General features: G+C 44.5%; 22 protein-coding genes. 9 read left to right on the forward strand and 13 right to left on the reverse strand.

What is annotated here, in order from left to right; translation table 11 throughout:
- Positions 1 to 353 precede the first annotated feature (353 nt).
- Both F6J99_RS12505 and F6J99_RS12510 read right to left on the reverse strand, forming a co-directional pair.
- On the reverse strand, positions 354 to 1,562 hold the full coding sequence (locus tag F6J99_RS12505; RefSeq protein ID WP_293113191.1) for a HetZ-related protein: 1,209 nt from the start codon (positions 1,560 to 1,562) through the stop codon (positions 354 to 356).
- 435 nt (positions 1,563 to 1,997) lie between these two features.
- Complete coding sequence (locus F6J99_RS12510) at positions 1,998 to 2,639, reverse strand: L-threonylcarbamoyladenylate synthase (protein WP_293113192.1); 642 nt, start codon at positions 2,637 to 2,639, stop codon at positions 1,998 to 2,000.
- Between the two features lie 282 nt (positions 2,640 to 2,921).
- Between F6J99_RS12510 and larC the strand changes: the two genes are divergently transcribed.
- On the forward strand, positions 2,922 to 4,373 hold the full coding sequence (gene larC, locus F6J99_RS12515) for a nickel pincer cofactor biosynthesis protein LarC (RefSeq protein WP_293113193.1): 1,452 nt from the start codon (positions 2,922 to 2,924) through the stop codon (positions 4,371 to 4,373).
- Here larC and F6J99_RS12520 read toward each other — a convergent pair.
- Entirely contained in the window at positions 4,337 to 4,468 is a 132-nt protein-coding gene (locus F6J99_RS12520; protein WP_293113194.1) for a hypothetical protein, read from the reverse strand. The genes larC and F6J99_RS12520 overlap by 37 nt on opposite strands.
- Positions 4,469 to 4,480: 12 nt before the next feature.
- On the opposite strand from F6J99_RS12520, the gene F6J99_RS12525 reads away from it, so the two are divergent.
- A complete protein-coding gene (locus F6J99_RS12525; RefSeq protein WP_293113195.1) occupies positions 4,481 to 4,762 on the forward strand; it encodes a hypothetical protein in 282 nt (93 codons plus the stop codon).
- Positions 4,763 to 4,881: 119 nt separating this feature from the next.
- Here the strand turns inward: F6J99_RS12525 and F6J99_RS12530 are convergent, their stop codons facing one another.
- A complete protein-coding gene (locus F6J99_RS12530; RefSeq protein WP_293113196.1) occupies positions 4,882 to 5,856 on the reverse strand; it encodes a M48 family metallopeptidase in 975 nt (324 codons plus the stop codon).
- Positions 5,857 to 6,073: 217 nt separating this feature from the next.
- Here F6J99_RS12530 and F6J99_RS12535 point away from each other — a divergent pair, with 217 nt between their 5' ends.
- The 5 genes from F6J99_RS12535 (at position 6,074) to F6J99_RS12555 (ending at position 12,078) form a co-directional block, all read left to right on the forward strand.
- Complete coding sequence (locus F6J99_RS12535) at positions 6,074 to 6,529, forward strand: helix-turn-helix domain-containing protein (protein WP_293113197.1); 456 nt, start codon at positions 6,074 to 6,076, stop codon at positions 6,527 to 6,529.
- Between the two features lie 111 nt (positions 6,530 to 6,640).
- Positions 6,641 to 8,401 (forward strand): serine/threonine-protein kinase, encoded by a 1,761-nt coding sequence (locus F6J99_RS12540; protein ID WP_293113198.1) that lies wholly within the window; start codon positions 6,641 to 6,643, stop codon positions 8,399 to 8,401.
- A gap of 386 nt (positions 8,402 to 8,787) precedes the next feature.
- Positions 8,788 to 9,792, forward strand: a complete 1,005-nt coding sequence (locus F6J99_RS12545; protein WP_293113199.1) for a diiron oxygenase — start codon at positions 8,788 to 8,790, stop codon at positions 9,790 to 9,792.
- Between the two features lie 309 nt (positions 9,793 to 10,101).
- Positions 10,102 to 10,815 carry a glutamine amidotransferase gene (locus F6J99_RS12550; RefSeq protein ID WP_293113200.1) on the forward strand — a complete coding sequence of 238 codons (714 nt, stop codon included), beginning with the start codon at positions 10,102 to 10,104 and terminating at the stop codon, positions 10,813 to 10,815.
- A gap of 672 nt (positions 10,816 to 11,487) precedes the next feature.
- Entirely contained in the window at positions 11,488 to 12,078 is a 591-nt protein-coding gene (locus F6J99_RS12555) for a DUF2808 domain-containing protein (protein WP_293113201.1), read from the forward strand.
- Between the two features lie 345 nt (positions 12,079 to 12,423).
- Here F6J99_RS12555 and F6J99_RS12560 read toward each other — a convergent pair whose 3' ends face one another.
- On the reverse strand, positions 12,424 to 12,792 hold the full coding sequence (locus F6J99_RS12560; protein ID WP_293113202.1) for a clan AA aspartic protease: 369 nt from the start codon (positions 12,790 to 12,792) through the stop codon (positions 12,424 to 12,426).
- Entirely contained in the window at positions 12,789 to 13,064 is a 276-nt protein-coding gene (locus F6J99_RS12565; protein WP_293113203.1) for a hypothetical protein, read from the reverse strand. The genes F6J99_RS12560 and F6J99_RS12565 overlap by 4 nt, the downstream gene beginning before the upstream one ends.
- A gap of 474 nt (positions 13,065 to 13,538) precedes the next feature.
- On the opposite strand from F6J99_RS12565, the gene F6J99_RS12570 reads away from it, so the two are divergent.
- Both F6J99_RS12570 and F6J99_RS12575 read left to right on the forward strand, forming a co-directional pair.
- Positions 13,539 to 14,579 (forward strand): transposase, encoded by a 1,041-nt coding sequence (locus F6J99_RS12570; RefSeq protein ID WP_293113204.1) that lies wholly within the window; start codon positions 13,539 to 13,541, stop codon positions 14,577 to 14,579.
- A 354-nt stretch (positions 14,580 to 14,933) separates the two neighbouring features.
- The gene (locus tag F6J99_RS12575) at positions 14,934 to 15,203 is read left to right on the forward strand and encodes a hypothetical protein (protein ID WP_293113205.1); all 270 of its coding nucleotides are present in this window, start codon (positions 14,934 to 14,936) and stop codon (positions 15,201 to 15,203) included.
- Here F6J99_RS12575 and F6J99_RS12580 read toward each other — a convergent pair.
- The 7 genes from F6J99_RS12580 to F6J99_RS12610 form a co-directional block, all read right to left on the reverse strand.
- Positions 15,200 to 19,207, reverse strand: coding sequence for a HEAT repeat domain-containing protein (locus F6J99_RS12580; protein ID WP_293113206.1), 4,008 nt, complete (start codon positions 19,205 to 19,207; stop codon positions 15,200 to 15,202). The genes F6J99_RS12575 and F6J99_RS12580 overlap by 4 nt on opposite strands.
- Before the next feature lie 198 nt (positions 19,208 to 19,405).
- Positions 19,406 to 19,612 carry a hypothetical protein gene (locus F6J99_RS12585; protein WP_293113207.1) on the reverse strand — a complete coding sequence of 69 codons (207 nt, stop codon included), beginning with the start codon at positions 19,610 to 19,612 and terminating at the stop codon, positions 19,406 to 19,408.
- Between the two features lie 194 nt (positions 19,613 to 19,806).
- Positions 19,807 to 20,565, reverse strand: coding sequence for a phosphoadenylyl-sulfate reductase (locus F6J99_RS12590; protein ID WP_293113219.1), 759 nt, complete (start codon positions 20,563 to 20,565; stop codon positions 19,807 to 19,809).
- A gap of 342 nt (positions 20,566 to 20,907) precedes the next feature.
- A complete protein-coding gene (locus F6J99_RS12595) occupies positions 20,908 to 21,102 on the reverse strand; it encodes a hypothetical protein (RefSeq protein ID WP_070395662.1) in 195 nt (64 codons plus the stop codon).
- 30 nt (positions 21,103 to 21,132) lie between these two features.
- On the reverse strand, positions 21,133 to 21,348 hold the full coding sequence (locus tag F6J99_RS12600; protein WP_293113208.1) for a hypothetical protein: 216 nt from the start codon (positions 21,346 to 21,348) through the stop codon (positions 21,133 to 21,135).
- Between the two features lie 336 nt (positions 21,349 to 21,684).
- A complete protein-coding gene (locus F6J99_RS12605; RefSeq protein ID WP_365973203.1) occupies positions 21,685 to 22,011 on the reverse strand; it encodes a cupin domain-containing protein in 327 nt (108 codons plus the stop codon).
- Positions 22,012 to 22,164, reverse strand: a complete 153-nt coding sequence (locus F6J99_RS12610) for a hypothetical protein (RefSeq protein WP_293113209.1) — start codon at positions 22,162 to 22,164, stop codon at positions 22,012 to 22,014. It lies immediately after the preceding gene.
- Between the last annotated feature and the right edge of the window lie 251 nt (positions 22,165 to 22,415).

Genomic DNA, 22,415 nt, shown 5'->3' on the forward strand with positions numbered 1-22,415 from the left:
TGAAAATCACGCTTACACAAGTCTTACCCGACGCTCTTCCGATCTGCCAATGGTTTAATCGCTCTAGGTTTAATCGCTCTAGGTTTAATCGCTCTAGGTTTAATCGCTCTATGCTTCTGACAAGCCTATGAAGCGCCCCGACTTGAGCACGGAGGCTGTCAACTGCCCCTGGTGTACCTAATCCCGAATTCCATTAGCCTAAAACCTAGAATAAAAATAAATATAAATACGCGGTACGAGTTTTCAGTTGTTAACATAACCTTAGCAAACTTAATACTTTGTCGGTGTTGGGATAACTACTTAACCTTTACCTAACTCTCCTCCTTACTTAGTTCCTCCAAGGAGATGTAAGTCTAATTGCCATGGCCAATTTCTGAGTTACGAGTCTTCCAAGCTAGTTCCAACACCTTAGTCCAACGCTTTTGCACTTGTTTTTGAGTACATTTGAGGGCTTTGGCAATTTCTTGATCACTCTTTTGCGCCTGTTTCAGGGGCAGTAAGGCTTGCTGTTGGCTATCGAGTTGAGCCACAAAGATATCCCACTGCTTGGATGACATCCCTAGTTTTTGATCCAGGTCTGCTCCTAGCCATTGGTGTACCAATTTCCACTGAGCTGAACGAGAGAACTTTTCTACATGGTACTTAAAGCGCTGTTGTAGATAATCCCGCTGACGGGGTGTTAGACCCATGATTTCGTCAATCTCTGGTGCAGCCAGGTCTTGCAGCTTTAGCACTAGATAATCAGCACAGTCATTATGACCGTTAGACTCTAGGTATTTGATCAACTCAGAGATAATGCGATCGCGTAAAACAGCATCACTGGGGTCAATGGTTTTCTCAATCAGGTTTGAGCGTACCTGTTGTACAGTAGCTGAACGGTTGTGCTCTTGGGCTTCTTCATCCCTACCATACTCCACAGCCTGTTCAATATCCACAGGGGTTTCATTAGGCTGGCGTCGAGAAAAGCTTTGTGCTCTGAGTACAATCAACTGCTGGCTACCACGACCACGTAGGGTAATGCGTCGCTTAGCATATTGCTCACTAAAGCCCATGTACTCTGCTAGTTCTAGCTGGGTACGGGGAGTGTAGTCAGAATCAACAGGATTTTCCCGGCGGAAGGCTTTGAGGCACTCAGCGTAAAAGTCCTGTAAAAAGTCCTCAATCAAATTGTATCGAGCAGAAAAGTTTAACTGAGATTGGGACGGTGCCACATGGCGATAAACCATGGTACTGAGGGTACTATGGAGTTCCACACGACCCTGCCGAGAACCTAGTTTGTAGTATGACAGACATTTGTGCAGTCGATGACGTGCTAGATTCAACATCCAAGTATCAATTTCACCGGAATTCTGGATGCGATCGCTCTTAGTACAAATCCGTTCTACCTCCAAGGTAATCCGGTGGGCAACCGCTTGAATACTCCTGGATTTAGCTCCAATTTCCGACTGGAGTTCCTCCACTAAGACCTGGGTCAAGTTTTGGGTTTGATTATCTAGAGTAATTTCCGGAGCCTGATTGTTAGTGGCGGAATTTTGATGATTAGTAACAGTTTTGACTTGCATGGTATTGCCCCCAAAAATAGATTCACAGAATTGCCATGAAACAAGCAACAGAGGAAATGTGTGTGAATGTGATCTACAAACCTTGGAGTGGTTCGCTGTCCTTTGTCCTTGTCCACCCTAAATGTAGACTCGTGAGTCTAGCCCTGGTCGGGTGAGTGTGTGACTACTCTAAGCTGACTAGTTGTGACCCCCAGCACTCCTGTAGTTTCCGTAGGATTACCTAAGGCTGAAATCCTTACTAGATATAGCGTTCAAGACTTTCGACTATCAAGCTGATTTAGGATGACCAAAACCTGAGCAGTGGTCAATCCAGAAACTGACTGAACTAGTGATGAGTTTTCCGTAAACGACTAACGTTGTCTTGTAGTCAAGTGGTGCTTGATACTCTCATTACCCAACCTGAGCTGACTAGTTAATCACTAGCTAAAGCACTACCTAAATCCAAGCGTACGCTTCCTCCCATCCCAAACCCTGCCGCACCATCATCGGTTCTGAAGCAGTCAGGTCGAGGATAGTTGAGACTTTAAATCCCGGTTCTAAGTCATTGTCCACAATGATGTCTACGAGACCATCGAGAGCATCAAATAGTTTAGCCCGTTCCAATCCCACCGTTGGAGTATCACCATCCTGATTGGGTAGATGAGCCGAGGTAGAAATAATTGGATGACCTAGAGCTGAAAGCAACGCCTGACAAACGTTATGATCTGGGACTCGGATACCAGTAGTTTTACGATTGGGACTCATCACCAGCTTAGGTACTAACTTGGTTGCTGGTAACAAGAAGGTATAGGGTCCAGGAATCAAATGCTTCATAATCCGGTAAGCTGGATCACTTACCCGAGCATATTTAGCAATATTTGACAGAGACGAACACAAAAACGTCAGGGGTTTATCATTGGATAGTTGCTTCAAACGCCTAACTCGTTGCACTGCGGACTTCACATGTAAATCACAACCAATCGCATAGACAGTGTCAGTGGGATAGAGCATCACTGCACCATCTTCGAGATACTCTCTTATTTTCTCTATTCGACGTATTTGAGGTGTTTCCGGATGGATAGTATAAATAGTAGCCATAAATATTGTTGAATTCCTCAATATTGAATTGCTAAAGCCTAACCTTGGGAAAATTCACCAAGGCCAGACATAGAAACGCTTCTGCCAAAGGATTAAAAACTACTGCCACCTAAGTGTGTTGCCAGTTTGGCTTTTTCTGACTCAGAGGTCAGTATAGTTAGCAAGATCTGGCCATAATTCCCTGATCTAGACCTGTAGGGTTTGTGGAGGATGAATTGCTCCAAATCCTTTTGTCTTAATTAATTTGTTTTAATTAATTTGTCTTAATCAATAGGATCTAGAATGACAAAGCTAGCTTACTTAGATTGTCCCACTGGAATTGCTGGTGATATGTGCCTAGGAGCACTAGTTTCTGCGGGTGTACCGTGGGAATATTTACTGGAAAAGCTAGCAGCACTCGGAATTGAGCAAGAGTATCACTTAAGACTTAGCCAAGTACACCACAATGGTCAGTTGGCAACCAAAGTTGATGTAGATTTACCAGATCAAGACCATCAGCATCATCACCATCAACAGGAACACCACCATGAACACGGCCATGAACACCACCATGAACACCACCATGAACACCACCATGAACACAGGTCAGGCATAACAGAGATCAGTACACCTGAGCAGAATCATCATCATCATCCCACACGACACTTACCAGACATAGAGAAATTAATTACAGCAGCAAAATTACCCTCAAGAGTATGCCAGTGGAGTCTTGCTATCTTCCGGAAACTAGCAGAAGCGGAAGGAGCCGTTCATGGTATTTCCCCAGACAAAGTTCACTTCCATGAAGTAGGCGCTACCGATGCCATTATCGATATAGTTGGTACTTGCTTAGGCTTAGATTGGCTAGGAATTGACCAAATCTATTGTTCTCCACTGCCCACTGGTGGCGGCACAGTATGGGCAGCTCATGGTCGGCTACCGGTGCCAGTACCAGCAGTACTAAAATTGTGGGAATCCCGTCAGGTGCCAGTTTACAGTAATGGGATTGAGCGGGAATTAGTAACACCAACGGGAGCAGCTATTGCCGTTACCTTAGCCACTAGCTTTGGTTCACCACCAGCAATGACTATCCACAAAATAGGTAATGGTGGCGGTTCTCGACAATTACCCATTCCCAATATGTTGCGATTGTGGATTGGTGAGTCCTCAGAAGCGGTCAAGCTTAGCAAGTTCAAGGTTAAACCGTCAAACTTACCCCCACCAACCTTACACCAGTCTCCCCTTTCTGCTAACTCTTCTTCTGCTAACTCTTCCCTAGAAACTATCTCAGTGCTAGAGACTCAAATTGATGACCTCAATCCTCAAGCCATTGGCTATGTATTCCAAGAGTTATTTAACGCTGGTGCTGTGGATGTGTTTACTCAAGCTATTGGCATGAAGAAATCTCGACCCGGTATCCTGCTTAGTGTCATCTGTCATCCTCAAGATCTAGACGCTTGTCAGGCAGTATTATTCCGAGAAACCACTACCTTAGGAGTGCGACGTCTGACTCAGCAAAGAGCGATCTTACCTCGGGAAATCCAGCAGGTAAAGACTAAGTATGGCCAAATTAGTGTGAAAGTGGCTTGGAGCGATCGCTCACCTCACAAAACGATTATGAATGTCCACCCAGAATACCAAGATTGCGCTAAGTTAGCCAAGGAAAATAACTGCTCTTGGTTAGAAGTACATCACTTAGCACTCTCCGCTTGGTATTCTCAACATGGAGCAAAGGGAGCAGGGAGTAGGGAGTAGGGAATCGGGAGTAGGGAATCGGGAATCGGGAGTCGGGAGTCGGGAGTCGGGAGCGGTGCGATCGGTGGAATGGGCATCTTGCGTGGAACTGGCATCTTGCCAGTTTCATGCTTATTTTCGGGCGTGGAACTGGCATCTTGCCAGTTTCATGCTTATTTTCGGGCGTGGAACTGGCATCTTGCCAGTTTCATGCTTATTTTCGGGCGTGGAACTGGCATCTTGAGCAGTTTCATGCTTATTTTCGGGTGTGGAACTGGCATCTTGCCAGTTTCATGCTTATTTTCGGGCGTGGAAATGGCATCTTGCCAGTTTCATGCTTATTTTCGGGCGGGCAGGATGCCCACTCTACTACTATTGATTCCAAGACTGACGCAACGCCGGAAAATTAGCCTATTCAACAGATGCGACCCGTGGCGAATTTAATTCTTAATGGTAAGAGCGCACCTAACAAAATTTTATGAATACGACCTCTTTCCACTATTCCCTGTTCCCTATTCCCTGTTCCCTCTTATTTCTTGTTAATGCGATTAATTTCCCGTTGCAATTCCTGGATTTGACGCTGCAACTGTTCCGCTTCATTCACTGAGTTGTTCGATGGTGGATTCGAGTCAACGTCAACTGCTCCCTTTTTGGTAACACGTTGATAATTGCCCTGACGAGTTTGGCGATATTCCTCGGAATTTGCCCACTTTCGCAGGTAGTGTATGCGTTCAACTGGAAAGGGATGGCTCAGAAATTGACGATTAATACCACCATTATACAGTAAGAACTTATAGATTTGATTGAGACTATCTTGGTCTAGTTCTTGATAATTTTCTGATTGACGGATAAATTCATCAAGACTGCATTCCTGTAGATGCTTAGCACTGCCACCAGACACTTTCATCATCGTTTGCATCACAGTCTTCAGGTCATCTATCACTAGTAAGGCAGCACGGTCAGCGGATAATTCAGCTTTGCGACGCCATTCATAAAAGGCGAAAATTAAGCCAGTGCTGACGATATTCCCTAAGCCAAAGGTCATTTCACTTAACATAGAGGCAGCATTCATTGCCCACATCGCCATCTGAATTAAGATGGTGTGACCGCACTTGATATGTCCTAATTCGTGAGCCAAGATAGTACGAATTTCTGCTTCATTCAGTAAATCTAATAAGCCAGTGTTGATAACTATGTAAGGATGGTCTTGACCTAAAGCATAGCTATTAACCTGAGAGTTTTGACTAACAAATAGGGCTGGTTCAGGATGTACATCTAAATCCCGAACACATTCTCGGAATAAGTGATAAATATTGGCATACTGGCGCGGTCCGACTTTGATACTGTTCCCCATCAGATAAACAAACTGGGGACGCTCGTAGAGAAATTCTACAAACTTACGAGAAACTAAATCAAAACCAGGGACACTGCGTAAAGCTTGCTCCGCTTGTTGGTCAAGGGGGTGTTTGAAAGCGTCGCTAGAAATTCCGGGATAGGTGGCCATAGTAGTCCAGTACTTTAGTGCTTCAGTTCTTTAGGCATTAGGCATTAGACATTAGACATTAAATACTAGGAATAAGTAATAAACCCAAAACCCAAAACCCAGAACCTAATACCTAAAACCTAACACCTAAATCTGGCTTGTGTCCTTGCCAATTCTTTGATGATTCCTTATAATAGTGATATCGGAATAGTAAACTAAGTCCAAGGTAAATTAACTTATGAACAAGTGTGTTGGTACTACTGAAGCAGCATCTCTGTTGGGTATAACTCCTCGACGATTACGGCAATTGCTTGACTCCGGTAGAGTAAGGGGTGCTTATAAAAGCGGTAAGTTCTGGATTATTCCTCTGTTCAACTATCTGCCACAAATTACCAAGAAGAACCGGGGACCGAAAGGAACTTGGCGTAAAAGTCGTCCTCCTGCTTTAGCCAAGATTAATGTTAATCGTAATCGGATTGGCTCCAATAACCACAAAAGCCCTAAAGAGCGGCTGCCAGTGATTTCGGTAAAACGAAGTGGCGACAATACCTATGGCAACCAGGTAGAAATTCTCGGTCCGTGTCGGATTGTGTATCAACCAGATAACCCTCTTGATTGTGGAGCTCGTCTGTGGATCGAAACTTTCAGTGATATTCACTTTATCGGTGGGTGTTTTCCAGCCAGTGGTGGTTAGGACAAACCTAAAGGTCGTTTCATTAAAATTTCACTTGAAAGACTACTTATAATTAATCAGAAAATTCCTTAGTTCGATAGAATCAAATCACAATGTCTGTTGAGCTGTATTGTGCATCCATTTGTTGCTGAATCAATTCATTGCATTAATCCCAATTGCCCAGCGCCCTACCCTCAGCCAAGGGATAACAACTTTTGCAATGGTTGTGGAGCAAAGTTAAGGCTCAAGAATCGCTACTTTGCTCTCCAGCTCTTGGGTTCAGGAGGATTTGCCAACATATACACCGTTTGGGATTTGCGGTCGAAGACAGAAAAGGTGCTGAAGGTCTTGCTGGATAATAAACCGAAGGTATTGCAACTATTTCAGCAAGAGGCAGATGTTTTGCAACGTCTGGATCATCCAGGCATTCCCAAAGTTGAGCAAGATAGCTATTTTGTCGTCAATCTAGGTCTTGAGCCACACCCAGACCTGCACTGTTTGGTGATGGAAAAAATCAACGGTTCAACCTTGGAGCAAATGCTTATAGATCATCCTCAGGGATGTCCAGAGATGTTAGTGCGGGACTGGCTCTACCAGGCAGCAGAAATTTTACAGGTCTTGCACAGTTGTGGAGTGATTCACCGTGACATCAAACCCTCAAACTTAATGCTGCGGCAAACCACGGGAGAGCTAGTGGCGATTGATTTTGGGGGAGCTAAACAATTGAGTGTGGGTTCTGAGTTTTCTCAGAATGATTCGACTCGGTTGATTACTCCAGGTTACTCTCCACCGGAACAGATAGCTGGTGCAGCAATTGGACCGGCTGCTGATTTCTATGCCCTGAGCCGAACCATGATTCATTTACTGACGGGTATTGAGTTGAAGGATTTACAAGACCCAGTAACTGGTGAATTTCGATGGCGAGAGCAGGCAGTGGTAAGTCATGACTTGGCGGACTTGCTGGATGAAATGCTCAGCGTAGTACCCCAACAACGACCAACAACTACGATTGAGATTCATCTGCGTCTAGGTATGACTCCTAGCCCTAGCTACCAACCTACCCCAGCACCAGTATTTTCCTCAGCACCAGTTTCTTCGTTTCAAGGAAATCAGGTAGCTGCTCTGGGGTTATCTAGCCCTAAATTAACACAATCTGTGACAGGGTTGACTCATTCGATCACATCCGTAAAAGATTCCCTCTTAGCAGTAGTGATCACCATCGCACTAGCTTGTCTCGATAGTGTTTGGGAGATGTTCCTCGGAGCTTTTGGGGGAGTTTTTTGTGCAACGGTTGGGTTTATGGTACTGAATTGGACAAGTCTTGGGGAGAAAGTGACAAATTGGCTCTCTGGGGAACTGTCTATAATCTTGCCTTCGGTGCAAATAACAATGTGGCAAGAAATGCTATTGTTTGCGGCTGCTGGCTTAGGTACAGCTTGGGGATTGACGGCTGCAGGAGGCTTTGGTCAGCAGCGGCGCTTTTTAGTGGCAGGGATAATGGGTATTTTTGGTTATAGCCTGGGATGGTTGATGTGGCAGGCAACGGTACCTACAGTATTATTGGTTTCTGATGTAGCTGACCAGGGGTTGCTGATCTGGATTACTGCGGTTACAGTAATGCTCCTGGTACTAGGATTAGGGCTACCCAGCCATAATCTGATTCATGCTTTAGTGGTGGCAGCAGGAGCTGGTGGCGTATTTGGGGGTCTAGTGTCATCTGATTTATTGCCAGCCGGATTTGTGGTTAATATCTTTTCTTTTTCTAGAACCGGTAAACTGGATTTCTATCACCCGATGGCTTTTTTTGCTATGTTGGCTATCTTAGAAGGATTTTGGCTAGGGGTGAGTTATTACCTGCTAGTGCCAGTAATGCGTTGGTTCGGCTGGCGTTAAGGGAGTCGGGAATAGGGAACAGAGAACGGGGAAAAAATCACGTCAGCATAAGCGCTACGCCCACGCGTGCGCGTTCAGCATTCAGCTTAAGCTGAATGCTTACAAAATCACGAACAATACAACAGCAGGGAATCGGTTTTCTTATGATTTTCTCAGTTAGATATCACGTCTTTTTCACTGTAAGTATGAATACTTAATATTAAGTCCAGTTGAGGAGCTATCCTTGAGAGTTATTGGTTAATTAACAATTTTCTCTTAAAACAGGGCGCTAATAATAGGTAATGGCTGTTCGCGTAGCGTGTGCGTAGCACATAGGCTGATCGCTGATAGGTTGATAGTGACTAAACTTCAGATTGTTTTGAGTATTTTTGGAAATTTTGATAAAAATGCAAGCATTACACACTAGTCAATTTCAAACTACAGCTACTCTTTCACTTCAAGAAAAAAACCTCAATTCTCATGAAAGCTCCTATTGTCGCAGTTTATTACAGACCATGTCTAATCACTGGCCTAAACGAGCACAAGTGAAGAAGAAGGAGCCAGATCAGAAATTCGATCCAAGTTTGAAAGACTTTCGCGTGGATTTGTTGCCATTTAAAAACCATCCTCGTTTCTTAGAAGCATCAGAGGAAATCCAGAATCAAATTCTCTCGTGTGGCTGGCTGGCTTACAATGAGAAAACTATCGCCATTGAATTAAAAATAGTTGTCCCTGCCTGTTCCGATATTGTTTATAAAAATGTACCGGGAACAGAGGATGACATCAGTCAGAAGATTGCGATCGAGACACTTACAGATGAAGCTTTCCACGTGTTACTAGTAAACAACGCTTGCTCAATTACCCGGAAGCAAAGGGGTTTGGAGTCGCTGAGGTTGCCGGAGTTCAATCTTGTGATGAAGATGCTTCAGGAGCAAGACCGCTGGTCGGAAGATTGGCAAAAAATTATCGTTAAGTTGGTAACGGCGATCGTCTCCGAAGTTTTCATAAGTGACTATCTTAAGCTTTTAGCAGAGGATAGCACAATCCAGCCATTCAACAGATTGACAGTTGATATGCATCGCCGCGATGAGATGGCTCATAGCCCTATCTTTAAGAATTTGGCTAAGTTGGTTTACAGCAAGCTGACTACAGAACAGAAGGAATTCTTCATGGAGATGCTGCCCAAGCCAGTTAACTGGTTTGCCAATATCGAGCTTGGTGTATGGGAAGCAATGTTGGCTCAGATCGGCTTTCCACATACTAAAGAGGTGATTGGTGATTGTGCCAAAGACAACGAGGTTAACCTGATGCGCATTGATTATAACGGGATTACTAAGCTGGCCCAAGAGTTAGGCATTTTAGACTGCCAGCGTGGGCTCGATAGCTTTGCCCAGGCAAATCTTATTAACTGAAAATTCAGGTCACGCCGAAAATTAAGATGAGTGCATCTCATAGTTATAAAAAAGAAAGAGCTAAGCATCTAGCTATCAGCTACCTCACAGGCTAGAAGCCTGTGCCACCTCGCGAAAAGCTTATGGGCTATCGGCAAGCTAAAGGAACAGCTTTTGAATAAGCGCACCTAAGCGATCTTGGGGAGGCAGCGCGGTCTTGGAAGTTCTCCCCACTCGCCCTTTGCATCAACACAGCTGCGGAAGCAAGTTCCGCACACAGACCCATGCGCCACTCGCCCTTTGCATCAACACAACAGGTAAGCAAAAGTTATGACTAAAAATGCGATTGCAATCACACACGTTACGTTTGAAGATCTAGGCAGTTTAAATCAGGTTCTTGATCGACAGGGTTATCATGTCACCTACAATAAGGCTGTTGATCTAGTTGATCTAGATAAGATAGATTTTCTCTATCCAGATTTGGTCATCATTTTAGGCGGACCGATTGGAGCCTACGACGAACGGGATTATCCTTTTTTAACAAAAGAACTTCATATCCTGGAGCAGCGTTTAGCAGCTAATTTACCCACCATAGGTATATGCTTGGGGGCTCAACTGATGGCAAGGGCACTGGGGGCAAGGGTATACCCTGGTGGTGTCAAAGAAATTGGCTGGGCACCCATAGAGCTTAGCGATGCAGGTCAAAAGTCACCTTTGAACTATTTAGCCAAAGAACATACTGCCGTCCTACACTGGCATGGTGATACTTTTGACCTTCCTGATGGTGCTACTCATCTAGCCTCTAGTTCAAAGTACAACAACCAAGCCTTTAGCTGGGGTGAATGTAGTTTGGCTTTACAGTTTCACCCAGAAGTAACTGCTGCAGGACTAGAGCATTGGTTTGTTGGTCACGCCTCCGAAATTAGTTCAACTCCCGATCTTAGTGTTGCCAAATTGCGCAGAGATACAGCTATGTTTGCCCAAAAATTAGAGTCTCAAGCTACGTTATTTTGGGAAACATGGCTCAAAGAACTACAACTATAGGGTTTGTATTGGAATGTTAAACATATTTGCTTAGGCAAGAGGCAAGATAAGCATTTAGTCGTCAGCTGTCAGCCGTGAGCTAAAGGCTCACGCTGCGCGAACAGCTTTCCGTAACTCAGATTATACCACTACGGATTAAGGTGTTTGAGATTGATACAAGCAGCAAAAGGTGCGACCCGTGGCGAATTTAATTCTTAATCCGGAAAGCGCACCTAAGCTGTTGTAGTAAACTGCATGCATGAATGCCTCTTACTTTGGGCGTAGCGCTATAAACGAATGCTTACCTATTTTATTCAAAACCGGTTTGCTCCTCAAGTAGCGTGCCCGTAGCACATAAGCTTATAGCTTACGAGGCAAGAGGCAAAATTCAATCAATTATAGAGTAATTTTGGGTAAAAAAAACGGTAGTAGCTTTTTATAATGATCAGAAATGCTATAATAGTTGATAGAACATGGAATAACGAAAGAATAGCAAAGATTAATCTAGGCTTGATTGTGACGATGCGGTTTTATTATGGTTTTCTAAGGGATATATCAGGTAATTTTAAGAAAAGAGTCTTATCCTTAAGATTAAGTCCGGTTGAGTATTTATCGAAGGGTATTGGTTAATTAAAAATTTTTCGTTAAACAGTAAATTTCTTTCGGACGCTTTCTTGATTAGAGGTGATTGAGATGACTAACACTATAGCACGTTGGAAATTAACTAAGGCTCGTCTTATAGGCTCTGGTGCTTTTTTATTGGGGATATTGCTACCAACTACTCTTTATGGCTTACCTGCTAAGACGATTGAGATCGGTAATCGTAAGACTGTATTTAACCGTGCTCCGCGTTTAGTTAGGGCAGCTACGAGCTTTACTAGAGTAAGGGTTCCATCAACGTACCAATTCACCCTCAGATTACCGGAAGATGCTGGAGAGTCTTTGCAAGCTGTAACGATTACCCAGAATAAAACTAATATCGATAAAGTCAAATTTGATCCGATAAAGAGTGGTGCATTTGTGGGCGATTCTTTTGCTGGTGGCTCATCCCTAACCTTGGCTAATATTGGCGGAAGTGAATCGTCTAACTCGGATCAAGTAACGGTTGTGTTTGATCCACCGGTTGCTCCTGGTGAAACCATTACAGTTTCGGTTAGAGCTAAAGAAAATCCTGAGTTTAGTGGTTCTTATTTATTTGGAGTCACCGCTTTTTCCACTGGAGATAATAGCCCTGGTTTATTCCTAGGTAGCCGTAGGTTGTTTTTTGATGAGTTTGGAGACTAACTGACAAGTGGGTTAGTCCTAGTGTAAGCTATCAGCTATCAGTTATCAGTGATCAGCTATCAGCTATCAGCTATCAGCTATCAGTGGGAAGTTTAGGTAGGGTGGGCAGTGGATTACACCGATCAGCTGGGGTTTATTTGTTGGTACCGACTGCCCACCATTGGATTAATGGCTTGGAACCAGTGTATTGAACAAATGATGGCTTGACCGGAATAGTTACAACTGGAGCTGAAGTCTTATCAGAAAGAACGACAGTATCGAAAAGCGATTGGCCGTAGGCCACGCTACGCGAACGCTTTTGTGATCGCACTCAGCCGATGGGAATAGTTAAACACAGAGAAATGATTATAATGCTTCGATTATGACAGTGCCACCTTCCACAGCTTGAATCCGCAAGTCGTAGCCGTAAAGTAAACTCATTCCGACCAACGGATCAGTTTCAGTTTCATTGACAGGAATGCTTTGGTATTCACCATCCCAGATCACAGTTGCCGCATATACCTCAAAGGTGGCTTCGCTACCATCACCCAAAGTTCCTCGCTCAACTCCAGTCCAAGGTAAATTTAGGGCAATGATGGTTTGGCGGGGCAAGCTTAAGAAACCTGTATAACCAGTATCAATAACAGCGTCAATCACTTGCCTTTGGGAATTTTCATTACCAACGACTAGCCGAATCGTTGCCTCACAGTTTGTATTTACCACACCGTACATCATACATGTTGTTTGAGGCTCCGTGCGCCGAAACGGTGAACAGCTCGATGCCCAATCCGAACAATCCAAGGCTGGGCATTTGGTAGTCGCTCAAACAAACCATTTGTAGCACTGAGAATATCATCAGCCAGCTCAAAGTCGCCAGTTTCAATGTCAATCGCTACGATTCTGCCATGATTGCCTGGTTCAACCAAAGGGCGTACTTTAGTCTGATAGATGTAATCTCCACGCCTAGCAAATTCTTCTTTGCTATAGCGAGGTTGCCGAACTACCATTGGTTTGACCTCTGTTCAAGATTAGCTTAGACCATGATTATAGCCTGAACTTAATGGGTGCATCTCAAAGTCGTAAATCTATAACTTAGGTAACTCGAAAGCTGAAGTTTTATCAGAAAAAACGACAGTATGGAAAAGCGTTCGCGTAGCGTGACCAAAGGTCAATCGCATTTTTAATCCCAGTCACCTGATCGGAATAGTGAAATACAGTAAACTGTGGGAAAAGGGGAGTCACATCAGCAACTGGCTCCCCTTTTTACTGGCTGCATAGCTATTTACTAAAATTACAAACTTGTGTAGTTTACCTATTTTATAAATCCTAGAAATTGCTTTCAGTAATTTTAGTATTAATCTCCCCATAATCCGCTATTTTACTATACAATTTACTACACTGAATACCATGACATTAATGAGAGGAATTATCTCTTTTTGATGAGATGGTTTTTAGGATTAGTCTAGAATTAAAAAATAGAAATGAGCGAACCCATAGCTGACTATGACAATCCTTGGAAAGAAGCATTACAAGCCTATTTTGATTCATTTTTGCAGTTTTGTTTTCCCGAAGTTCACACTCTGATTGATTGGAATCAGACACCTAAATCCCTTGATACAGAGCTACAGCAGATAGTTGGTGCAGCTGAATCAGGAAAACGAATCGCTGATAAATTATTCCAGGTCTGGCTCTGTAGTGGAAATGAAACTTGGGTGTTGATTCATGTAGAGGTACAAAGCCAAAAAGAATCAACCTTTGCTAAGCGAATGTACCAATATCATTACAGGGCATTTGATCTGTACGAAAAACCTGTGATTAGCTTAGCGGTATTGGGGGATGAGAATGCGTCTTGGTCTCCATCCTCCTATGAATATGGCTTGGGAGGTTGTCGCCTGAGTCTAGAATTTCCGATAGTTAAATTACTCAACTATCAGTCAATGTGGCAGGTATTGGAATCAAGTACTAATCCCTTTGCTGTAGTGGTAATGGCTCATTTGAAGACGAAAGCTACCCATAAACAACCAATGGAGCGCAAGCGATGGAAGTGGTACCTGGTTCGGAGACTTTTTGAACGAGGTTATAGTAAAAACGATATAGTGAAGCTGTTCCAGTGTATTGACCAAATGATGGCTTTACCGGAAGAGTTAGAACTGGAGCTGAATCAAGAACTTGAACGTTATCAGGAGGAAAGACAGATGCCTTTGATTAGTCGAGTCGAAGAAAGGGCAATGAAGAGGGGTCTGGAACAAGGACTTCAACAGGGACTTCAAGAAGGACTTCAACAAGGACTTCAACAAGGACTTCAACAAGGACTTCAAGAATCTCGGGAAAGCTTTCAAGGGACAGTGGTTAAAATTTTACAAAAGCGGTTTGAATCGGTATCACCGGAATTGGTGGCAGCGATTAATTGCATAGAGGATATCTCTGTGTTGAAACAGTTGATTGATATCTCTCTTGAGAGTAACTCCCTGGAGGAATTTGAGCAGCTATTGGCACAACATCAGGTTAGTCAGGACAATTGAAGAGTATGGAAACGGGCAAGATGCCCGTTCCACTAAGTTGATGTAGGGTGGGCAGTGCATCAAACAGAGCAAATCAGCTGGGCGGATGTTGCTAAGCACTGCCCACCATGGAATTAATCACTTGCAGCCACTGTATTGACTAGATCATGGCTTTACCGGAATAGTTATAAGAGAAGTTGATGTAGGGTGGGCAGTGCATCAAACAGATAAAATCAGCTGGGCGGGTGTTGCTAGGCACTGCCCACCATGGAATTAATCACTTGCAGCCACTGTATTGACTAGATCATGGCTTTACCGGAATAGTTACAAGAGGAGCTGAATCAAGAACTTGAACGTTATCAGGAGGAAAGACAGATGCCTTTGATTAGTCGAGTCGAAGAAAGGGCAATGAAGAGGGGTCTGGAACAAGGACTTCAAGAATCTCGGGAAAGCTTACAAGAGACAGTGGTTAAAATTTTACAAAATTACTTTGAATCCGTATCACCGGAATTGGTGGCAGCGATTAATGCCATAGAAGATATCTCTGTGTTGAAACAGTTGATTGATCACTCTCTTAAGAGTAACTCCCTTGAGGAATTTGAGCAGCTATTGGCACAACATCACTCCCGACTCCCTACAACTTAATGCAACTCAATGGAATAATAATCCAAACCACCTTCTCCTGGACCCTGAGTCCACCGTGAATCAGGTTTCCAAGCACCATCTTTTTCTTCCCGGCGGCGAGTGCGGACAGTGAGCTGATTACCTTCAAATATCAGTAGATTATATTGCCAGGGATAACCAGTTCTTAGTTCAAGGGTGGGTGCCCCAAAGGTGCCAGCACAAATTCCATCAAGTTTGCGCCCTGATGGACTGAGGTCGTAACGGAAAAGACTGGTTTCGGCTTTGTGGATATGTCCATGCAGGAAAAAGCGGAATCCAGCAACAGCAAGTTGTTCGATGAATCCTTGGTCGATAATCCTATCGCTTCCAGCACTATTGAGGGGATGGTGCCAAACCGCTATTTTCAGGCAGTTGTGGTAGTCTGAGTTACGGCGAATCTCGGTCAGGGCGTTGGTCAGAGCAATTGGGTGAATGCTAGCACGGTCTTTGAAGTGGTGATCCAGTTCCCAAGCAGAGTTTAGTCCTAGAATCAGCAACTTTTGGTCTGGGAAATGGTCGATAATGGCTTGCTGGTGATAGTCGAGGGGATAGGGTTGACCTTTGATAGCGTGATAGAAGTCACTGAAATGGGCAAAGCGTTGTTGATATATAGCTTCATCTCGGACTCGAATAACATCTTCACTGACTTTGATGTAGTGACCGTCTTTTAGCTCACCCTCGTAGTCTTCGAGATCCCATAACTGATAAGCCCGCTTTCCTAGTTTCCAGTTTAGGTCATGGTTACCGGGAACTAGAACAATTTGCTTGGGGTCTAGGGGGAAGTCTTGACAGAGGTTGTCGAGAAACTGTTGTGCAGCCTGGTATTCGTCTGGAGTGGAATAATTCGCGATATCACCGGAGAGGATAAGAGCATCAAGGTGAGGGATTTGAAGGTCTTGCTTGAGGTCTTGGGCGAGTTGGTTTGACCAACGGGTAGCTTCCTCAGGGATGGTGATGTGGAGGTCCGAAAGGTGGAGGATGTATATGGTTTGATTGGTAATAAATTTGGGAGGATCGGGTTTGGGAGTAGCTTTGGGACAATAGGTTGGGTTGTAGAATTGGTAGCGCTCTTGAATGGCTTGAATAGCTTTCATGGTTTTCTCAACAGCATATTTATCATTAGTTGCTGCCAATTCTTCGTTGTTCAGGCGATTAATTAGTTTAGGGATAGTGGATTCTGTCCCGATTTTTCCCAGAGCTTCTGCCGCACTACTACGCACATAAGAGTCGTGATCATCCAGCAATTTAATTAAGGAATCGATGGTGGCTTCTGTCCCGATTTTTCCCAGAGCTTCTGCCGCACTACTACGCACATAAGAGTCGTGATCATCCAGCAATTTAATTAAGGAATCGATGGTGGATTCTGTCCCGATTTCTCCCAGAGCTTCTGCCGCCCTTCTACGCACATCAGAGTGGTCATCATTGAGCAATTTAATTAAGGAATCGATGGTGGCTTCTGTCCCGATTTTTTCCAGAGCATATGCCCCACGAATACGCACCCAAGAGTCTTCATCATCCAGCAATTTAATTAAGGGGTCGATGGTGGCTTCTGTCCTGATTTTTCCCAGAGCACCTGCCGCACTACTACGCACCCAAGAGTCTTCATCATCCAGCAATTTAATTAAGGGGTCGATGGGGGCTTCTGTCCCGATTTTTCCCAGAGAATATGCCGCACTACTACGCACCTGCCAGTGGTCATGATTGAGCAATTTAATTAAGGGGTCGATGGTGGCTTCTGTCCCGATGTTTCCCAGAGCTTCTGCCGCACTACTACGCACCTGCCAGTGGTCATGATTGAGCAATTTAATTAAGGGGTCGATGGTGGCTTCTGTGCCGATTTTTCCCAGAGCTTCTGCCGCACGAATACGCACATCATAGTGCTCATCATCCAGCAATTTAATTAAGGGGTTGATGGTGGCTTCTGTGCCGATTTCTCCCAGAGCTTCTGCCGCACTACTACGCACATCATAGTCGTGATCATCCAGCAATTTAATTAAGGGATCGATGGTGGCTTCTGTGCCGATTTTTCCCAGAGCTTCTGCCGCACGAATACCCACATCATAGGAGTCATCATCCAGCAATTTAATTAAGGGGTCGATGGTGGCTTCTGTGCCGATTTTTCCCAGAGCTTCTGCCGCACTACTACGCACATCATAGGAGTCATCATCCAGGAATTTAATTAAGGGGTCAATCGCCACTTCTATCCCGATGTTTCCCAGAGCTTCTGCCGCACTACTACGCACATTTAATTCTTCATCATCCAGCAATTTAATTAACCGGTCGATGGTGGCTTCTGTGCCGATTTTTCCCAGAGCTTCTGCCGCACTACTACGCAACCAAAAGTGGTCATCATGCAGACATTTAATTAACGGTTCAATCGTGGCTTCTGTCCCGATGTTTCCCAGAGCATCTGCCGCACGAATACGCACATTTAATTCTTCATCATTCAGCAATTTAATTAAAGGGTCGATGGTGGCTTCTGTGCCGATTTTTTCCAGAGCTTCTGCCGCACTACTACGCACATAAGAGTCGTGATCATCCAACCATTTACTTAGCTCAGGTATCGCTCTGTCTGATGCAGTTATTCCCAACAGTTCAATCTTAAAAAACTTCGGAACCTCTAACCGGGCTACCAACTCGACAGTCTGCTCCTGAAACTCCGGTTTTACTGCTACTACTAACCTGGCTCCCAGTTGCCAATCCACATCTAAGCCTAACCTTACCACCCGGTTTGCTTGCTTTTGATTGTCTACCAATTCCAGCATCAGAGCCAGAGTTTCTGTCCATTTCAAATAATTGAGATAGTTCTGTTGTAACTCCTGATCACTAAGACGTGGTAATTGCTTCAATAAATATTCTGCTGTATAGTATTCTTGGATCAGTTGGTGTCGAAACTCAATCAATTCTCCTGATTGTTGAATCAAGTGATGGTTTAGTAAGTCATCAAGCCAAGTCTTGGCGCAAACATTAGGATTGACAACAGCTTTCTTAAGTAGATAATTAGTTAAAATTTCTTCAGCTTTTGTTTTAGCAATAGCAACGCTGATATCCTCGGGTTGATCGGGGTTATCCCCTGTTGTCATCACAAACCCTAACTGTTGCAGCAGCTCAGGCCAAAATTTTCTTGAGTTATTATCGGAAACCTTAACATCCTGCTTGATTTCCTTAGAATAAGACTCGGTTAAGCGAAACACTAAACCCAGATTTGACGGTATCTCTCCCTGAGCCTGAAACAGGGAACATAGCATCCACAATAGTAGGGGGGTTTCCCCAAACTCCCGTAAGCGATCGCCCAACTGCTCAAGCATCTGCTCCCCCTGTTGTGGCAAATACTTTCGGACAAACTCCGACATTTGCTCTGTACTCAAGGGTTGCATTTCCAACTTCTTCTCAATCCCCAAGTCACCACCAACTCCTAAATCCCTAGTGGTGAAAATCATGGGAGTACGCTTCTGGTAATCCTTCCGAAACTGAGTCAAATCGGAGCGTGCTGCTTCTGACGGTAGCTCGTTCACGCCATCGATCAGTAGCAAGAATTGTCCCTCAAACAATAGTCTTTCGATATCGGTAGAGTCGAGCAGTACACCATGGCGTTTCAGAAAATTCCGCACTAACTCCAGCACCGATGTCTGGTAATATCGCAGTTCCACCAGCACCGGAATTTTCCCTTGTATCCCTTCATCTGCCAGCAATTGCACTAAAGCAGTGGATTTGCCTGAACCCGGACGTCCCACCAGTAAGACATGGTCATCAGCATACTTGCGCAATCCTTCTAGGATAGGCAAGCGTTCAGTTTCTTCCCGATTTTGGTTTCTTTGTGGCTGCTCCGACTTGATGGTTTGCACCATCAGGCCAAAATCAAACAGCCTAGGGGTCTGTTGCTGCTGCTTGCGCTTGCGGTCTTCGACATCGGTGAGGGTATAAACTTGCCACCATTGGGCGTAGGTGTTACGGATTGATGCTAGATAGGGATCCCAAGTGACCATCTTCAGGTTGAAGGTTAGTTGGTTGAAGGTTTAATCGGGTTGAAAGTTGAAGGTTAAAAGTTTAAAGTTGAAGGTTTAATCGGGTTGGAGGTTTAATCGGGTTGAAGGTTAGTTGGTTGAAGGTTGAACGCGATTGCGTGGCCAAAGGCCAAGGTTATCAGGATTGAACTAGAATGCGATCGCATGATTGTAGAGGCACTATCGGAATAGTAAGCGATCGCATGATTGTAAAGGCACTATCGGAATAGTAAGCGATCGCATCTGTGATAGATAGTAGCAAACTGGCTTGATGCCAGTTCTACCAATTAGTTGTAGAGGCACTATCGGAATAGTAAGCGATCGCATCTGTGATAGATAGTAGCAAACTGGCTTGATGCCAGTTCTACCAATTAGTTGTAGAGGCACTATCGGAATAGAATGCGATCGCTTTTAGCGGAAGCGAAGCTTCATCGCGTAGCGTGGCCTATGGCCAATCGCATTATTTCTAGATAGCAGGAAACAGGCAAGATGCCTGTTCCACCAATTGTAGAAGCATTATCGGAATAGTAAGTGATCGCATTCTCGTTCCCTGTTCCCTATTCCCTGTTCCCTGTTCCCTATTAAAGAGAGCTAGAATCAAGACTTGCGGCTTCACCAGGAGTTTCAGGCAAGTGTATACCACACTCTTGCTTAAGGCCATGAAAACGGGTATCCCGTTCATCCTGATCATCAAAGGATAAAGGTCGGCTGGAATGCCAATCACCGACGGTTGTATAACCCTCATCAAACATAGGATGATAGGGTAAGTCGTGAGCGGTGAGATACTGATAGATATCCCTAGAGTGCCAGTTAAGAATTGGCAAAATCTTGTGCTGCTCTCCCTGCTTGTTAACCCAGCCCATTGTCTTGCGGTGGTCAGTCTGTTGCTTGCGCAATCCTGCTAACCATCCCGTTGCGTTTAGTTCCCGCAAAGCGCGCTGCATCGGTTCCACCTTGCGGATCTGGTCGTAGCGGTTGAGGGATTCTACATCATTCTTTTCCCAGAGTCTGTCATACAAGGCTTCCATCCGTGCTGGACTCATGGCAGACTGGTACACTTTTACATTCAACTTGAGCCGTTCGATCAACTCCTCGGCAAATCGATAGGTTTTCACCGGTAGGTAGCCGGTATCTATCCAAATTACTGGTATATCTGGCACCACAGTAGTGACCAAGTGCAGCATGACCGCTGACTGGATCCCAAAGCTGCTACTCATCACTAAGCCATCACCAAAAGTTTCAGCTGCCCATTCTACGATTTTGGTAGCACTAGCCTCAGCAAGTTGCTGATTCACTGCTTCCAAATCCAGCTCAATTTGGTTTGATGTCACCCCGGTCATGGGCTCTAACTGCTGAGATTGAGGCTGATTTGTGTTTCCATTCCCATCGAAGTGATCACGGCTTTCGATAGGTGCAGCCTGTTGATTTCCAGAAGCTTGATCAGAAGCGATCAGATTCAGTCGCGGCATGGTGGTAGTGTCTTGTTTTTACTCTGGATATATTGCTATGGTAGTTTATTCGTGAATAATCTCTTTGGGGAAAGGCAAGAGGCAAGAGGCAAGAGGCAAAAGGCAAGAGGCAAGAGGCAAAAGGCAAAAGGCAAAAGGCAAGAGGGAACCCTGATCTGACTCCCGACTCCCGACTCCCGACTCCCGACTCCCGATTCCCTACTCCCTATAATCTTAAGAATCTTCTTCAGTGATCGGCTCGCCGATATCAAATATAATCACAAATTGAGCATCGGGCATTAGCCGTTTCAGAGCCTGCATATGACCCTCCGCATCGGATCGTTTACGGAACCGAGCAACAATTACTCGTTGCATCTTGGGCAATAGGCGCACCACCACCCATGGATGTAGGCGTTCAGCATAGGACATAATCTAATGTATCTCCTGTTATAAGGGGTCCTAGAGCCAGCCTTCAGCCTGGAATATCTTCAGGCTGGCTCTTCCCGTTGAACGTTTAACGTCTGGGGCAATTTTATTATAACATAAAAAATATTTTATTATAACATATTTTAAAAACTTTTGTAACAAATTTTGGGGGGAATCGGGAATCGGGAATCGGGAATCGGGAATCGGGAATCGGGAATCGGGAGTCGGGAGCCGGGAATAGAGACTCAATGGAAAATTTGTAGATATAAAAAAACCAGCCATTGAGAGGGGCTGGTGATACTTGCTGTGTTGGGAGGAGAAAACCTAGGGCCAATACGATTACAGTGTGCCTTTATCCCTGGCTGTGAGCTCAAGGTCTTAAGGACGTAGTGGTCCTCGGGTAATCAGTTATGTAAACAAATGTAACGAATATTTGCAGATTACGCAACATTTCTTAATAGTTTTTTTAGGGAATCGGGAATCGGGAATCGGGAATCGGGAATCGGGAGTCGGGAGTCGGGAGTCGGGAGCAAGGCCAACGGATGATCGCTGACAGCTAACGGCTGACCGCTTATAGGTTATTCTTCATTTTTCTGGATCGATTAAAATAGTTTTTGGTTGCTCAACATCAAATAGAGAAGCGGACAAAAGAATAACTGGTTTGTTGGTTTGGTTTTCACCATAATGAACCATTCCGCTAGATTCAACTAGAGAATCTCCAACCGTTAGTTGTGTAGTTTGCCCTGGTTGCAGAATTAATTCTGTGCCATTAGCTTTCCTTACTTTAGCCTCTCCTTTCACAACAGTAAACGTTAACGTGCCAGCCTCTATTACTCCAATTTGCATTCCCGTATGAATATGAGGAGGGAGTTTTGTTCTGGGTTTGATGGTATGGCGAATAAGTTCCAGAATTTACTTTTTTTCTTGAGTCGGATAACCACTACCTAACACTTCACTGGCAACAGATTGAGTGTAACTATTGGGTGAGGAGGTTTCTTGGCTGTTAACAACTATACTGCTAAAAGTTAAGATAGCTAATGGTAAAATTAGAGACAGTTTTTTCATACTATAGTGTTTGGATTTGGGTTGTGAATACAAGAAACATGAAACATTCTCTAGCAACTATCATCCCAGTGATTGATCCGTTCTGCTCAACCCCATCCGATGGTGGGCAGTGTCTAGCAACTATGATCCCAGTGATTCATCCGTGATCCACTGCCCACCCTACATCTACTATTCCGATGGTGAGCAGTGTTTAACCCAGTGGTGCGTTACGGGGGGACTTTCCCAAGGCTGGCTACGAGGTTGAAAATTAC

The sequence above is a fragment of the Moorena sp. SIO4G3 genome, from assembly GCF_010692305.1.
Lineage (GTDB): Bacteria > Cyanobacteriota > Cyanobacteriia > Cyanobacteriales > Coleofasciculaceae > Moorena > Moorena producens_A.

What these genes read in the sequence shown, in the direction of transcription:
- F6J99_RS12535 (WP_293113197.1), top strand. Translation starts at nt 6,074, where the DNA reads ATGAACAAGTGTGTTGGTACTACTGAAGCAGCATCTCTGTTGGGTATA.
- F6J99_RS12580 (WP_293113206.1), bottom strand. Translation starts at nt 19,207, where the DNA reads ATGGTCACTTGGGATCCCTATCTAGCATCAATCCGTAACACCTACGCC.
- F6J99_RS12565 (WP_293113203.1), bottom strand. Translation starts at nt 13,064, where the DNA reads ATGGTAGTTCGGCAACCTCGCTATAGCAAAGAAGAATTTGCTAGGCGT.
- F6J99_RS12525 (WP_293113195.1), top strand. Translation starts at nt 4,481, where the DNA reads ATGCTTATTTTCGGGCGTGGAACTGGCATCTTGCCAGTTTCATGCTTA.
- F6J99_RS12520 (WP_293113194.1), bottom strand. Translation starts at nt 4,468, where the DNA reads ATGCCAGTTCCACGCAAGATGCCCATTCCACCGATCGCACCGCTCCCG.
- F6J99_RS12555 (WP_293113201.1), top strand. Translation starts at nt 11,488, where the DNA reads ATGACTAACACTATAGCACGTTGGAAATTAACTAAGGCTCGTCTTATA.
- F6J99_RS12590 (WP_293113219.1), bottom strand. Translation starts at nt 20,565, where the DNA reads ATGACCGGGGTGACATCAAACCAAATTGAGCTGGATTTGGAAGCAGTG.
- F6J99_RS12610 (WP_293113209.1), bottom strand. Translation starts at nt 22,164, where the DNA reads ATGAAAAAACTGTCTCTAATTTTACCATTAGCTATCTTAACTTTTAGC.
- F6J99_RS12510 (WP_293113192.1), bottom strand. Translation starts at nt 2,639, where the DNA reads ATGGCTACTATTTATACTATCCATCCGGAAACACCTCAAATACGTCGA.
- F6J99_RS12595 (WP_070395662.1), bottom strand. Translation starts at nt 21,102, where the DNA reads ATGTCCTATGCTGAACGCCTACATCCATGGGTGGTGGTGCGCCTATTG.
- larC (WP_293113193.1), top strand. Translation starts at nt 2,922, where the DNA reads ATGACAAAGCTAGCTTACTTAGATTGTCCCACTGGAATTGCTGGTGAT.
- F6J99_RS12575 (WP_293113205.1), top strand. Translation starts at nt 14,934, where the DNA reads ATGCCTTTGATTAGTCGAGTCGAAGAAAGGGCAATGAAGAGGGGTCTG.
- F6J99_RS12560 (WP_293113202.1), bottom strand. Translation starts at nt 12,792, where the DNA reads ATGATGTACGGTGTGGTAAATACAAACTGTGAGGCAACGATTCGGCTA.
- F6J99_RS12550 (WP_293113200.1), top strand. Translation starts at nt 10,102, where the DNA reads ATGACTAAAAATGCGATTGCAATCACACACGTTACGTTTGAAGATCTA.
- F6J99_RS12530 (WP_293113196.1), bottom strand. Translation starts at nt 5,856, where the DNA reads ATGGCCACCTATCCCGGAATTTCTAGCGACGCTTTCAAACACCCCCTT.
- F6J99_RS12505 (WP_293113191.1), bottom strand. Translation starts at nt 1,562, where the DNA reads ATGCAAGTCAAAACTGTTACTAATCATCAAAATTCCGCCACTAACAAT.
- F6J99_RS12570 (WP_293113204.1), top strand. Translation starts at nt 13,539, where the DNA reads ATGAGCGAACCCATAGCTGACTATGACAATCCTTGGAAAGAAGCATTA.
- F6J99_RS12545 (WP_293113199.1), top strand. Translation starts at nt 8,788, where the DNA reads ATGCAAGCATTACACACTAGTCAATTTCAAACTACAGCTACTCTTTCA.